The sequence below is a fragment of the Stenotrophomonas sp. GL_111 genome, assembly GCF_057835245.1.
Map to the genome: position 1 here is coordinate 3,206,281 of NZ_CM174421.1, position 13,789 is coordinate 3,220,069.

Annotated in this window: 9 protein-coding genes; all 9 read right to left on the reverse strand. The window is 67.4% G+C overall.

The window, feature by feature from the left end; genetic code table 11:
* Positions 1–130: 130 nt before the first annotated feature.
* The 9 genes from AC3IPM_RS14305 to prpC all read right to left on the reverse strand — a co-directional run bounded on the left by AC3IPM_RS14305 (position 131) and on the right by prpC (position 13,763).
* Positions 131–2,926 carry a bpX6 domain-containing protein gene (locus AC3IPM_RS14305; protein WP_489300634.1) on the reverse strand — a complete coding sequence of 932 codons (2,796 nt, stop codon included), beginning with the start codon at positions 2,924–2,926 and terminating at the stop codon, positions 131–133.
* Positions 2,844–4,616 (reverse strand): hypothetical protein, encoded by a 1,773-nt coding sequence (locus AC3IPM_RS14310; RefSeq protein ID WP_489300635.1) that lies wholly within the window; start codon positions 4,614–4,616, stop codon positions 2,844–2,846. Before AC3IPM_RS14310 ends, AC3IPM_RS14305 begins: the two co-directional genes overlap by 83 nt.
* Positions 4,617–4,663: 47 nt before the next feature.
* Positions 4,664–5,074 (reverse strand): bpX5 domain-containing protein, encoded by a 411-nt coding sequence (locus AC3IPM_RS14315; RefSeq protein WP_489300636.1) that lies wholly within the window; start codon positions 5,072–5,074, stop codon positions 4,664–4,666.
* The gene (locus tag AC3IPM_RS14320) at positions 5,071–6,189 is read right to left on the reverse strand and encodes an AAA family ATPase (RefSeq protein ID WP_489300638.1); all 1,119 of its coding nucleotides are present in this window, start codon (positions 6,187–6,189) and stop codon (positions 5,071–5,073) included. The genes AC3IPM_RS14315 and AC3IPM_RS14320 overlap by 4 nt, the downstream gene beginning before the upstream one ends.
* A 157-nt stretch (positions 6,190–6,346) precedes the next feature.
* Positions 6,347–7,804 carry a bifunctional 2-methylcitrate dehydratase/aconitate hydratase gene (locus tag AC3IPM_RS14325; RefSeq protein ID WP_489300639.1) on the reverse strand — a complete coding sequence of 486 codons (1,458 nt, stop codon included), beginning with the start codon at positions 7,802–7,804 and terminating at the stop codon, positions 6,347–6,349.
* An 18-nt stretch (positions 7,805–7,822) separates the two neighbouring features.
* Entirely contained in the window at positions 7,823–9,013 is a 1,191-nt protein-coding gene (prpF, locus tag AC3IPM_RS14330) for a 2-methylaconitate cis-trans isomerase PrpF (protein WP_489300640.1), read from the reverse strand.
* Positions 9,014–9,041: 28 nt separating this feature from the next.
* On the reverse strand, positions 9,042–9,749 hold the full coding sequence (locus AC3IPM_RS14335) for a hypothetical protein (RefSeq protein WP_447595138.1): 708 nt from the start codon (positions 9,747–9,749) through the stop codon (positions 9,042–9,044).
* 99 nt (positions 9,750–9,848) lie between these two features.
* Positions 9,849–12,464: a Fe/S-dependent 2-methylisocitrate dehydratase AcnD gene (gene acnD / locus AC3IPM_RS14340; protein WP_489300641.1), complete on the reverse strand. Its 2,616-nt coding sequence runs from the start codon at positions 12,462–12,464 to the stop codon at positions 9,849–9,851.
* Between the two features lie 141 nt (positions 12,465–12,605).
* On the reverse strand, positions 12,606–13,763 hold the full coding sequence (gene prpC / locus AC3IPM_RS14345) for a bifunctional 2-methylcitrate synthase/citrate synthase (RefSeq protein ID WP_489300642.1): 1,158 nt from the start codon (positions 13,761–13,763) through the stop codon (positions 12,606–12,608).
* Positions 13,764–13,789 lie beyond the last annotated feature (26 nt).

Below are 13,789 nucleotides of genomic sequence, written 5' to 3' on the forward strand. Positions count from 1 at the left end.
AAGGCGGCCAGTATACGGCCAGCCGTCAAAGCGTTGACGGCCGGCCGACGGCACCCATGGCGACGGCAGGAAGACTCGGACGGCCGCGGCCCCGGCGCTACACCTCACACGCGCACACCGCGCCTGAGAGTCAAACGTGGGCCAGCCTCATCCCCTGGCTGGACCCGTCTGAGGTTTCCAGCTGGACCCAGCGCCCATGCAGATCATGCAGGAGCAGCCGGCCAGGTTGCTCACGTGCCGATACCTGCGCATCGCCCGGCCATTCGACCGTGGCCATGCACTGCGCGTCGGCCGTGCGAACCAGATAGCTGCGGCCGAGCGACGCCCAGCGCAGGTGCACCAAGATCCCGGCCGCCAGCAGCCGCACGTCCTGCACGTACGGTGCGGTCAGCGCGTCTTCCAGTACCGCCAGCGTGCATTCGCAGTGCTGCCCTTGCCGCTCATAGATCAGGACCATCCGCCCGTCCGCCGCCACCACGACACGCGGTTGCAGCATCCCTTCCTCAGGACAGGCCAGCACTGCATGCCCGGACGTCGCGACGAGATCCCGCTGTGCCGCCCTGCGTCGCGCCGGCACGTGATAGGCCCATTCCTGCAGCGCGTCCCCCTGGCTGATCAGGAATACCTCGCGCGTGGCGAAGAATCCCGCAGCCACTACCTTGCCGGGCAGATCGACGTGCCACAGCACGTCATTGACGTGCTTGCCGGCATCCACCACCAGAACACGATCATCAACCAGTACCGTCCACCCCAGCCCATCGTAGGCCGGCGCGAACCCGTTCAAAGCTAGGCTGCCAAGCTCGGTGACGGTGCAGGTGGCAAGATCCAACCGCGCCACGCGCGAGACCTGCTCGCGTGGTGTCACCGCCAGAGCGACCTGGCCACTGTGTGCCATCACCAGATTGAATGCCGGCACAGCGAAACGCTGCTGCACCTTGCCCCACTCATCAAGCACGACCGCGCCGGCTTCACCGAGAGCGACAAGAAACCGCCCCCCGGGTAACCAGGCAACATCATGAAGCGTGTGCAGGCCAACGTCAGGTGCGGTGATTGCCACAGGCAGTTCCAACGCACCTGATACCGACGGCGTTGCGTCGCCGAGTTCATCCCAGCCAGGTACATCCGCGTTCAGGACGGCATTGCCGGCAACCTTCAGCAGCCGCTGCAGTCGCGCTGGCGGCCAGCCAGCGCGGCCGACCGACCGATCCGCGGCCAGCGCCGGCAGCAGGTGTGAGGCCATGGCGCGTATCGCCGAACTGCGGCCATCCGTATCGATCAGTGCGTCGGCCACCGCATTGCGCGCCTGCGGATCCGCATGGAAATCGGCCAACGCCTCGATCCTCGCCGCGTAGTGCTCCAGCGTCTGCGGCAGCAACACGGCGCGCTGCACCAGCGCGCGCGCGGACAACACCGTACCGGCGCGCTCTGCCGCCAACAGCCATTCCACGGCCAGATCGCGCCCGGCAGCGACCGGCCAGACCGCATCCACCGCGCCGATCCAATCGCCCTGCTGCACGCGGGCATGTCCCCACGCCAGGCGCAACGCGTCGGCCAGCGCCGGCGCGCCTTCCTGCAGCAATGCGATGGCGTCAGCGAATGCCCCGTCGCGTCGCGCCACCAGCACCGCGCGCTCGCTGTCGCCGGCGAGCATGAGCAAGCGGATGATCAGTGCCGAGGACATGTCCCAGCCCAAGGCCAGTTCGGCCGCCTGTGCCGGTCGCTCACGGCGCACCAGATAGTCCAGGGCTTCCTGTCGGGCTTCCAGCAATTCGGCCAGCACGAATACTGCTTCGTCCACACGACCGGCGCGATCCAGCGTCTCGAATGCGGCCCGGTACGTGCGCCTGAGGTGGTCGAGCAACGAATCGTCCAGTCCGATGCCGGCACCCGGGCTGCGCGTTCCACCCACGGCAAGCGAATCACGCCGTCCGGGCGTTCCGAATGCAGGACCGAGCAGGCCCCCGTCCCGCCCCAGCGGCAGTGCATGACGCAATCCCTCCTGCAGGTCGCCACGTTCGAACATCGCCATCATTCGACGCAGGTGCGCGCCTTGCCGGTAGCCAAACACGCGGCTGACCCGCGTGACCATCGACAGGCGCGCCAACGTGCTGCGCCAGGCGGATGGAAGCGAAGGTCGTCGCCGGGCCGGCACTTGCCCATGCGCTGGCGCACCGTTGTGCGCGGTACGGGCCGCCGCCTGGCCCAGGTAGGCGGCCACCGACAGCCCAACGCCGGGTATCACATCGCGCCACCATGTAGACAGGCGCCCCCGCGCCGACGCCTCGGTGACGGTCTGCCCATGCAGCTTCCGCAGGAATGCCTCGCTGTCCGAGCTGCGCGGCGGTATCGCCTCGCCCAGTAATTCCCGCACGCGTTGCCCCTCAAGCTTGGGCAACACCAGAGGCGGCACCGGCACGCGCAGGTCATAAGTGGTCTGCAAGGCGTACTGACGGATGTCGATCCACGTGGAGAGATCCAGGACCTGGGCATCGGCAAGGCAACGTGGCACCGGCTGCGCGCCCTGCACCAGAATCAGATCCACCGCAGCAATACGCGCACGCTCGCGCGGCGTCAACGGACCGGCCTGCAGGACGCCGCCAATCCGGCACAACGGCAACCCTGGTGCATCGGCGCAGTTCATCCAGCGCGCCTCGGGCAGGCACACAAGGTCGCCGTCGTTGAAACGCCATGCGCGGCTGCCCGCGGTCCAGGCGTCCAGCAGGCGTTGATCGCGCTGCACCGGTGATAGCCACTCCGACGAGAACCACAATGCCACCACCGGCTGACGCCCGCGCCACACCGGGTGACGCAGATTGGATCCGGTGTCCTGCTCGCCCTGGGCATCAACCATCATCCGTTTCTCCGCGGCCACGTACGCACGCCAGCCGTGTGCGCCCATGATCGCCCAGCACCAACAGGTCCCCATCCAGGTTCACCAGCGCGATCCGTCCACCGCACCCGGACACCGAAACGGCTGAAATATCGCTACTGGAGGCATGCAGTGTCTCCTGCCCGTCCATGCCCAGCGCTACCAACGCACGCTGGTCGGCGCGCAGCGCCAGCAACCGCCACGGCTGGTGCGCCTGGACAGGCGCCACCATGCCGATCGGCTTCCAGCCGGCAGGCAGGGCCAGCCGGTGGTGGGCCGCATCGGCCTTGCCGTCCCGGTGAACAAGCGTCAACACACTATGGCCTGCTGGATCACGGTGCTCCATGCAGCAGGTGCCACTACGAACGTCCATTGTCTGGCTCAACCACATCGCGCTTGGACGGGTGTCCACCGGCAGGCGCACCACCTGCGTCTGCTGGCCCTTGCTGTCCAGATGGCTGACCGCCACATAGCCGCCCTCCACGCGTGCATACAGCAATGACGCAGGGGCTGCCTGCCCGATGGCAATGACATTGTCGGCCACCAGCGCGGGACCGGCAGCAGGGCCGCCGACGGCACGGTCCCCCGATGTCCAGGTCAGCAGACGCCCCGCATGATCCAGAACCGCGATGCAGCGGCGCGTGCGGCCGGCATACAGCACGAAACCCTGCAGCCAGCGTGCCGTACCCGGGCGCACCGTGAATCTGTCCGTTGCCGGGCGCGGCGTGGCCCTCAGGCCGGGGACCTTCCAGAAGTGAAGGTGCGCGGCATCGACGGTGATGCCCCCCACGTCCTTGTCCGTTACCAATACGCACACCATCTCGGTAACGTTGGACCAGTGGTGGTATCGGGCCACCGCCGACTTGCGCTGGCCCGCCTCACCCATGCGCAGTTGATAGGCGCAATTGCGACCTGCCAGCGGCACCGTCACCGATGTTCCAGAGAGACTGAACACGGGCGGCTGACGCAGCGAGAAGCGGCCCTTGGCCCACATCATTGACGGCACGTCCGCCGGGGTGAGGAATCGTCCTTCCAGTACCCTCGCAGCCGGCCCGGCTGCAGGCCGTGGCAATACGATGGCGCGGCCGCCCTGGTGTGGCCCGAGCGCAACATGCACCTGTGCGTCCCAGCCTGACCGGATCCGGACGCGATGGGTGAAACCTTGTGACCCCACTGCCATGCCCGGGGCGGTCACCTGCCATCGCTCGAGCGCCTGGTCGGACATCACGGGAAGTGCAGTCCGCCATGCTTCCCAGTGCGCGTCGCCGGCGACAACATGGGTACGCCCATGCAGCAGTTGCAGCAGGCGCTCCGGTGCATCGGCATCGTGCAGCACGCCAGGCGCGTGCGCGAGCCCCCATCGCAGGCGGGCCCGTTGGACCTGTGCGCGCCGCAGCAACAGGATCCACAGCGCGACATGGACCAGGCGCGCATCACCCCACTGTGCCGGTCCCGCGTCGAACACCACCACGATTCCCGGCTCCACCTGCGGGCGCTGCGGCGTAGGGGCCAGGAACAGGTGCTCCCCGCTGGCGGCCCGGCGCAGGAACTCATCAGGGGCGATGTCGGCCATGCCCCACTCGGTGAGCAGCAAACGCGCGTAGCTACCGCGGGACGACAACTCGCCGACGCCATCGGTCTCGGCCGCAGGCGCCTGCACCCGCGCGCCACCGCTGCCCAGGAAGGGATGCAGTCGTAGCAGAAGCTCGCCCAACATGGTGGCGATATCCGCGTCGAAGCCGTCCAACCATTGTCGCCATGGGCGCAGCACGGCGGGAAGTTCGATGGCCCTGCTCATGCGAGGTGCCAACGCTGGCGCACCTGGTGTAACCAATGCACATCCACGGGCATCAGCCGCGCCAGCGAGATCAAGCGCACGGGTTGCGCCAGCAGCAACAGTGGCTGAGCACCGTGCTGCGCGGCCAACGCGTTCGCGAGCAGATCCAGGGCCACCGCCGGCCGCTGATGGGTGGGCAGCCACAGCGCGGCCGCCTCCTCACAGGGCGCGATGTACTGCACCTGGTCGACCCACGGCAACTGCGAAGTGGAGCCGGCGAGCATCAACAGATCATCACCGGCCACGCCCAGGAGTCCTTCCCGGGGACGCTTTTCCAGCGCCGCCAGCAGCGATCGCGCGGCCACGCCGAACCCGATCACCCCCTGTGCCGCCGCGGACAGCTCCGCGTCACGCCATCCCCACCTCATACAGAAGCGCCGACCCGTTCCACCAGGCGCACACGCTCAACCGCCAATTCCGGCGACAGCGCGGCAGCGGTGAAATTGGCATCAATCTCGCGCAGCAGCACCTCGGCAATGGTGCTCGACGCGGCATTGCCATTGTCTTCCAGGCAACTGCGTGCGGCCTGCACCAAGCGGTCCACGCGCGATACCGGCTGCAGCACCACCGTTTCCACCGCGCTGCGCAGGGTTGGATTGGCGGCCGCCACCATGGAGTCGCGCAGCACATCCTGCGCACTGATCTGCGCATCGCGACTGGGCAGGACGTAGAACAACGGCCACAGGTCTGCGTCGGTGGCTGTGTCCCGACCGGCGAGCACGGCGGCGGCGGCCACCAGCCGCTGGATCTTGACGATACGGCGGTCAGACAACTGCAGCCCTGCGGCCCGCAACGTGCGCACGGCACCGGCGAGCGTCGCCCGTGCCTGGTCCATCCCAACCTTGGGCACCTGCGCCCGCAGCAGGTCCAGATCGGCGATCTCTGCCGCGTGGACGGGAATCCCAGCCTCGTTCGCCCAGCCCGCCTCCAACAGCGCCTCCAGTCGGTCGTCGGCAACAGGCTCCACGAACAATCGCAGCAGGAAACGATCGGCAAAGGCAGCCAGTGACTCGTCCTCTGGCAGCGCATTGGCGGCCCCGACGCAGACCCGCAAGGGGCACTGGATGTCGGTGTGGCCACGGCGGAAGCGGCGCTCATTGAGCACGCCCAGCAACGTATTGAGGATGGCCGTCGATCCCAGGAAGACTTCATCCAGGAACGCGATATCGGCCTCGGGCAGCATGCCGGTCACGTCTGCCTCAACCCGGCCCTCGCGCAGCTTGCGTAGATCCACCGGACCGAACAGTTCGGCCGGCTCGGTAAAGCGACCGAGCAGATACTCGAAGTAGCGCCCCCCGAGTGCGGCGGCGACGCGACGAACAACGGCGCTTTTGGCGGTGCCTGGCGGCCCAACCACCAGCAGATGCTCCCCGGCGACGGTGGCCAGCACCATGAGCTCGGCAAGCTGCTCGCGGTCGATCAGACCCGTAGTGACGGAATGGACGACGGCGCGCAGGCGCGCTGCAGCAGCAAGGTGGGGCATGGTGGCATCCGGCCGGTAGCGAGCAGGAGGCATCCGCCTCCGCATCGAAGTGAGAGAAACTGCACTGTAGCGGAGTGCAAGGGTCAACTACAGCGCTGTCGGATTTCCCTGCCCAAGGGGGGCGCGGATAGAAGGGGCAGCCGACCAACGGTCGGCTCTACCCGGCTACGTAGAGGTTTACGTAGTCGTGTACGGGCATCGCTTCCAGCACCACCGGGTCCAGTGAGGCGTCGAGGATGCGGCGCTGCTGCTGGGTCGGGTAGGTGGCGGTGAGGTGGGCGCGGAACTTGTCCTCCATCAGCGGGATGCCCTCGGCGCGACGGCGGGCGTGGCCCAGCGGGTACTCCACCTCGGCCTCCAGGGTGCTGCCGTCGGTGAACGCCACCGCCAGTGCGTTGGCGATGCTGCGCTTGTCCGGGTCCAGGTAGTCGGCGGTGTAGCGCGGCTCCTCGACGCAGGTGATCTTCGCGCGCAGCGCATCGATGCGCGGGTCGGCGGCGACGTCGTCCTCGTAATCCTCGGCCACCAGGCGGCCGAAGATCAGCGCGATGGCGACCATGTACTGCACGCAGTGGTCGCGGTCGGCCGGGTTATGCAGCGGGCCGGGCTTGTCTATGATGCGCAGGCAGGCCTGCTGGGTGCGCAGAGTGATGTGGGCGATGTCCTCGCTGCGCTTGCTGGCCGCGCGCATGCGCGCATGCAGCTGCATCGCCGCCTCCACGGCGGTCTGCCCGTGGAATTCGGCCGGGTAGCTGATCTTGAACAGCACGTTCTCCATCACGTAGCTGCCATACGGGCGCTGGAAGCGGAACGCCTGCCCGCCAAAGCTGACGTCGTAGAAGCCCCAGGTGGGTGCGGTCAGCGCACTTGGGTACCCCATCTCGCCCGCCGCGGCCATCAGTGCCAGCCGCACCGCGCGGCTGGTGGCATCGCCGGCCGCCCAGCTCTTGCGCGACCCGGTGTTGGGGGCGTGCCGGTAGGTGCGCAGCGACTGTCCGTCCACCCAGGCCAGCGACACCGCGTTGAGCATGCGCTCGCGGTCCAGCCCGAGCAGGTGCGCGACCACGGCGGTGGAGGCCACCTTGACCAGCACCACGTGGTCCAGCCCGACCCGGTTGAATGCGTTTTCCAACGCCAGGCAGCCCTGGATCTCATGCGCCTTGACCATCGCCGCGAGCACGTCGCGCATGGTCAACGGCGGCCGCCGCAGTGCTTCGGCGTTGCGGCTGAGCCAGTCGGCGGTGGCCAGGATGCCGCCGAGGTTGTCGGACGGATGGCCCCATTCGGCGGCCAGCCAGGTGTCGTTGAAGTCCAGCCAGCGCACCATCGCGCCGATGTTGAAGGCCGCCTGCACCGGGTCCAGTTCGAAGCGCGTGCCCGGCACGCGCGCGCCGTTGACCACCCGGGTGCCAGGCACCAGCGGTCCGAGCAGCTTACTGCAGGCGGGAAAGGCCAGGGCCGCCAGGCCGCAGCCAAGCGTGTCGATCAGGCAATGGCGCGCGGTGCTGAAGGCCAGCGGCGACTCCACCCGGAAGTCGCGCACGTAGTCCACGATGTCGGTCATGACGGCATCCCATGGCGGGCGCTGGTTGCTGGTGTGGTCGTGACCGGACATAGTGATCTCCTGTTGAACCTACAAGGTGTCGGCGGGTACCCGCACCGCGCCTTCCATCAGCACGCGTGCACTGCGGCTCATGATGGCCTTGGTGACCGTCCACTGCCCGTCAACGAACGCCGCCTGTGCGCCCACCCGCAGCGTGCCGGACGGATGCCCGAAGGTGACCGCCTCACGCTCGCCGCCACCGGCGGCCCGGTTGACCAGCGTGCCGGGGATCGCGGCGGCGGTGCCAATGGCAACCGCCGCCGTGCCCATCATCGCGTGGTGCAGCTTACCCATCGACAGCGCACGCGCGTGCAGGTCGATGTCGCCCGCGGCGATCTGCTTGCCGCTGGAAGACACGTAGTCCTGCGCCGGGGCGACGAACGCCACCTTAGGCGTGTGCTGGCGGGTGGCGGCCTGGTCGATGCTGTCGATCAGGCCCATGCGCACCGCGCCGTGCGCACGGATCGCCTCGAAGCGGGCCAGTGCGGCCTTGTCCTCGTTGATCGCCGTCTGCAGTTCGGTACCGGTGTACCCCAGGTCGGCCGCGTTGAGGAAGATGGTGGGAATGCCGGCGGTGATCATCGTCACCTGGAAGCTGCCCACGCCGGGCACGTCCAGGGTGTCGACCAGGTTGCCGGTCGGGAACATCGACCCGCCCTCGCCGTCACCGTCATCGGACGGGTCGAGGAACTCCAGCTGGATCTCGGCCGCCGGGAAGGTCACCCCATCCAGCTCGAAATCGCCGATCTCCTGCACCTGGCCATCCACGACCGGCACGTGGGCCAAGATGGTCTTGCAGATATTGGCCTGCCAGATCCGCACGGTGCAGATGCCGTTGTGCGGGATGCGCGCCGGGTCGATGAAGCCGTTGCTGATCGCAAACGGGCCTACCGCGGTGCTGAGGTTGCCGCAGTTGCCGCTCCAATCCACGAACGCGGTATCGATGGCGACCTGGCCATACAGATAGTCCACGTCATGATCGGGCACCGACGCGGCGGCGATGATCACGCACTTGCTGGTGCTGGAGGTGGCACCGCCCATGCCGTCGGTGTGCTTGCCATACGGGTCGGGCGAGCCGATCACACGCATCAGCAGCGCATCGCGGGCCGGGCCCGGCACCTGCGCCGCCACCGGCAGGTCGGTCAGCCGGAAGAACACGCCCTTGCTGGTACCTCCACGCAGGTAGGTGGCCGGAATGCGGTGCTGGGGGAGGAAGGTCATAACGGATGCCTTGGAAGTCTTGGAAAAATCAGCGCTGGGCGACCAGCGCGGGAAGAGGATGACGTTTGTGCGCGGCCAGGGCGCTGCGCTGCTCCCAGCGGAACAGCCACAGGATGGCCAGCTTGGTGCTGCCGCTGACCACGGCCAGCAGCAACAGCGGCCAGCCCAGGTGCAGCCCCATCGCGAAGGCGAAGACGACCGTGGAAACATCCATCAGCAGGATCAGCTGGCTCATCCGCAGCGATACCGCACCGGTGCGGCCGGAGCGCCAGATCAGCAGGATCTGGTGCGCATACCCCTGCGCCAGCAACGCGGTGATGGCCACGATCATCGCCGAGGCCAGTACCCGCCCTTCGTCGACGTGGCGCTGCCCCCAAACCAGCCCGGCCAGCGCACACAGCAGTGCCAGGCAGGCCAGCGCCAGCCCGGTGGTGGCCGCGCGGCTGCGCCTGTCCGTCCAGATCTCGCGCAGGATCAGCAGCACCAGCACCGAGGCGAGCAGGCGCGGCCAGACAATGAAGTGGTTGAACGGCTGGATGGTGTAGCCGTAGACGAAGAACGACAGATAGGCCAGGAAACTGACCGTGAACTGGTTGAGCGACAGGATGTCGGTGGCGCCACCGTTGGCCGCGCCCGCGCTACGGCGCCGCCAGACCTTGCGCAGCTGCGCCCACACGCCGACCAGGCTGAGCAGGATGAACGCGGTGTTGATGATGCCCGCCACGGTGTAGAACATGTCGCCGACCGTCCTGTCTGGTATCGCTTGCCAGCGCATCGGTGGCCCCATGCCACCGACGCTGCGGGCGCGCACACCGGGTGCGCGCCCGTGTTGCCCTCACGCCACCTGCGACGCTTCCAGGAAGTCCTGGGCGAAGCGCTGCAGCACCCCGCCGGCCTCGTAGATCGAAACCTCCTCCGCGGTATCCAGGCGGCAGGTCATCGGGACACGCAGCTCCTCACCGTTGCGGCGGTGGATGACCAGGGTCAACTCGGCACGCGGTACGCGCTCGCCCACCACGTCAAAGGTCTCGGTGCCGTCGATGCCCAGCGTGGTGCGGTTGACACCGTCCTTGAACTCCAGCGGCAGCACGCCCATGCCGATCAGGTTGGTGCGGTGGATGCGCTCGAAGCCCTCGGCCGCGATGGCTTCCACGCCGGCCAGACGCACGCCCTTGGCGGCCCAGTCACGCGAGCTGCCCTGGCCGTAGTCGGCACCGGCAATGATGATCAGCGGCTGCTTGCGCGCCATGTAGGTTTCGATCGCCTCCCACATGCGGGTGACCTGCCCTTCCGGCTCCACGCGCGCCAGCGAACCCTGCTTGACCTGGCCATCGACCACGACCATTTCATTGATCAGCTTCGGGTTGGCGAAGGTGGCGCGCTGCGCGGTGAGGTGGTCGCCGCGGTGGGTGGCGTAGGAATTGAAGTCTTCTTCAGGCAGGCCCATCTTCGCCAGGTACTCACCGGCCGCACTGCTGGCCAGAATGGCGTTGGACGGCGACAGGTGGTCGGTGGTGATGTTGTCGCCCAGCACCGCCAGCGGGCGCATGCCACGCAGCGGACGCTCACCGGCCAGCGCACCTTCCCAGTACGGCGGACGACGGATGTAGGTGCTCTGCGGGCGCCAGTCGTACAGCGGGCTGATCGGCGCGCCGTGTTCGACCTTGAAGGTGAACATCGGCTCGTACACTTGGCGGAACTGCTCGGGCTTGACGCTGGCCGCCACCACCGCATCGATCTCGGCGTCGCTGGGCCACAGGTCCTTCAGGGTGATCGGGCTGCCATCGGCGGTGTGGCCAAGCGCATCCTTTTCGATGTCGAAGCGCACCGTACCGGCGATGGCATAGGCCACCACCAGCGGCGGCGAGGCCAGGAACGCCTGCTTGGCATAGGGGTGGATGCGGCCATCGAAGTTGCGGTTGCCCGACAACACCGCAGTGGCATACAGGTCGCGCTCGATCACTTCCTGCTGGATCTTCGGGTCCAGCGCGCCGCTCATGCCGTTGCAGGTGGTGCAGGCGAAGCCGACGATGCCAAAGCCCATCTGCTCCAGCTCGCCGAGCAGGTTGGCCTCTTCCAGGTACAGCTGCACGGCCTTGGAACCCGGCGCCAGCGAGCTCTTCACCCACGGCTTGCGCACCAGCCCGGCGCGATTGGCATTGCGTGCCAGCAGGGCGGCGGCAATCACGTTGCGCGGATTGCTGGTATTGGTGCAGCTGGTGATGGCGGCGATGATCACCGCGCCATCGGGCATCAGGCCCTGTTCCTGCTCGACCTTGCCGGAGGCCAGTTTTGCTTCATCGGCAATACCGCGCGAGGCCAGTTCGCTGGTCGCCACGCGCTTGTGCGGATTGGACGGGCCGGCCATGTTGCGCACCACGCTGGACAGGTCGAACTGCAGCACGCGCGGGTACTGCACGTTGGCCAGGTCATCGGACCACAGGCCCGTGGCCTTGGCATAGGTTTCCACCAGCTGCACCTGGGCGTCCTCGCGGCCGGTCAGGCGCAGGTAGTCCAGGGTCTGCTGATCGATGGAGAACATCGCCGCGGTGGCGCCGAACTCCGGGGTCATGTTGGAGATGGTGGCGCGATCACCGATGGTCAGCGCGGTGGCGCCCTCGCCATGGAACTCGATCCACGCCCCCACCACGCGCTGCTGGCGCAGGAACTCGGTGAGCGCCAGCACGATGTCGGTACAGGTGATGCCCGGCTGCGGGCGGCCGGTGAGTTCCACGCCGATGATGTCGGGCAGGCGCATCCACGAGGCACGGCCAAGCATCACGCTCTCTGCTTCCAGGCCGCCGACGCCGATGGCGATCACGCCCAGCGCATCCACGTGCGGGGTATGGCTGTCGGTGCCCACGCAGGTATCGGGGAAGGCCACGCCATCGCGCACCTGCACCACCGGCGACATCTTCTCCAGATTGATCTGGTGCATGATCCCGTTGCCCGGCGGGATCACATCGACATTCTTGAAGGCCTTCTTGGTCCAATTGATGAAGTGGAACCGGTCTTCGTTGCGGCGGTCTTCAATGGCGCGGTTTTTGTCGAACGCGCCCTTGTCGAAGCCCGGATGCTCCACGGCCAGCGAGTGATCGACGATCAACTGGGTCGGCACCACGGGGTTGATCTGGGCCGGATCGCCACCGGCGTCGGCGATGGCATCGCGCAGTCCGGCCAGGTCCACCAGCGCGGTCTGGCCGAGAATGTCATGGCACACCACGCGCGCCGGGAACCACGGGAAATCCAGATCCTGGCGGCGCTCGATCAGCTGGCGCAGCGAGGCCTCCAGCGTGGCCGGGTCGCAGCGGCGCACCAGGTTTTCCGCCAGCACGCGCGAGGTATACGGCAGCGTGGCATAGGCGCCGGGCTGGATCGCATCGACCGCAGCACGGGTATCGAAATAGTCCAGCGAGGTGCCGGGAAGGGGCTTGCGGTGTTGGCTGTTCATCATGGCTGGCGTTGACTGCTTGTTTGGCGGGCCGGGGCGTCGTGACACCGGCGAAAGGGAGTTGCGACGCCGCAACGGAACAGGGCCGGCATGGCCGGCCCGCTCCGCAACGCACCCGTTACCGGGTGCGGTACGTCTGCATCACTTGCGCTGGTCGATCGGCACGAAGGCCTGGTCTTCCGGACCGGTGTAGTTCGCACTCGGGCGGATGATCTTGCCGTCGATGCGCTGTTCGATGATGTGCGCGCTCCAGCCGGAGGTGCGCGCGATGACGAACAGCGGGGTGAACATCGCCGTCGGCACGCCCATCATGTGGTAGCTGACCGCACTGAACCAATCCAGGTTCGGGAACATCTTCTTGATGTCCCACATCACCGTTTCCAGACGCTCGGCAATGTCGAACATCTTCAGGTTCTGCTGCTCGGTGGACAGATCGCGGGCCACTTCCTTGATCACGTTGTTGCGCGGATCGCTGACGGTGTAGACCGGGTGGCCGAAACCGATCACCACTTCCTTGCGCTCGACCCGGGCCTTGATATCAGCCTCGGCATCGTCCGGGCTGTCGTAGCGCTTCTGCACTTCGAACGCCACTTCGTTGGCACCGCCGTGCTTCGGGCCGCGCAGCGCGCCGATGCCGCCGGTGATGCAGCTGTGCATGTCGCTGCCGGTACCGGCAATGACGCGGCAGGCGAACGTGGAGGCGTTGAATTCGTGTTCGGCGTACAGGATCAGCGAGGTGTGCATCGCCTTCACCCACGAATCCTGCGGCTTCTCGCCGTGCAGCAGGTGCAGGAAGTGGCCGCCGATGGAGTCATCGTCGGTTTCCACGTCGATCGCGCGGCCGTTGTGGCTCCAGTGGTACCAGTACAGCAGCATCGAGCCCAGGCAGGCCATCAGCTTGTCGGCGATGTCGCGCGCGCCGGGGTGGTTGTGGTCGTCCTTCTCCGGCGACACGCAGCCGAGCACCGACACGCCGGTGCGCATCACGTCCATCGGGTGGGCCGAGGGCGGCAGTTCTTCCAGCGCGGCCTTGACCGCGGCCGGAATGCCACGCAGCGACTTCAGCTTGCCCTTGTAGGCGACCAGCTCGGCGCGGGTCGGCAGCTTGCCGTGCACCAGCAGGTGGGCGATTTCCTCGAACTCGCTGGTGTTGGCCAGGTCCAGGATGTCGTAGCCGCGGTAGTGCAGGTCGTTGCCGCTACGGCCGACCGTGCACAGCGCGGTATTGCCGGCAGCGGTGCCGGACAGGGCGACGGACTTCTTCGGCTTGAAGCCGGGGGCGGTGGTTGCTTCGCTCATGATCCCTCCAGAAAACAAGTGGTGCG

Excerpts from the sequence above, each read along its gene's own strand:
- prpC (WP_489300642.1), bottom strand. The coding sequence starts at position 13,763 with ATGAGCGAAGCAACCACCGCCCCCGGCTTCAAGCCGAAGAAGTCCGTC.
- AC3IPM_RS14335 (WP_447595138.1), bottom strand. The coding sequence starts at position 9,749 with ATGTTCTACACCGTGGCGGGCATCATCAACACCGCGTTCATCCTGCTC.
- AC3IPM_RS14320 (WP_489300638.1), bottom strand. The coding sequence starts at position 6,189 with ATGCCCCACCTTGCTGCTGCAGCGCGCCTGCGCGCCGTCGTCCATTCC.
- prpF (WP_489300640.1), bottom strand. The coding sequence starts at position 9,013 with ATGACCTTCCTCCCCCAGCACCGCATTCCGGCCACCTACCTGCGTGGA.
- AC3IPM_RS14315 (WP_489300636.1), bottom strand. The coding sequence starts at position 5,074 with ATGAGGTGGGGATGGCGTGACGCGGAGCTGTCCGCGGCGGCACAGGGG.
- AC3IPM_RS14305 (WP_489300634.1), bottom strand. The coding sequence starts at position 2,926 with ATGGGGACCTGTTGGTGCTGGGCGATCATGGGCGCACACGGCTGGCGT.
- AC3IPM_RS14325 (WP_489300639.1), bottom strand. The coding sequence starts at position 7,804 with ATGTCCGGTCACGACCACACCAGCAACCAGCGCCCGCCATGGGATGCC.
- acnD (WP_489300641.1), bottom strand. The coding sequence starts at position 12,464 with ATGAACAGCCAACACCGCAAGCCCCTTCCCGGCACCTCGCTGGACTAT.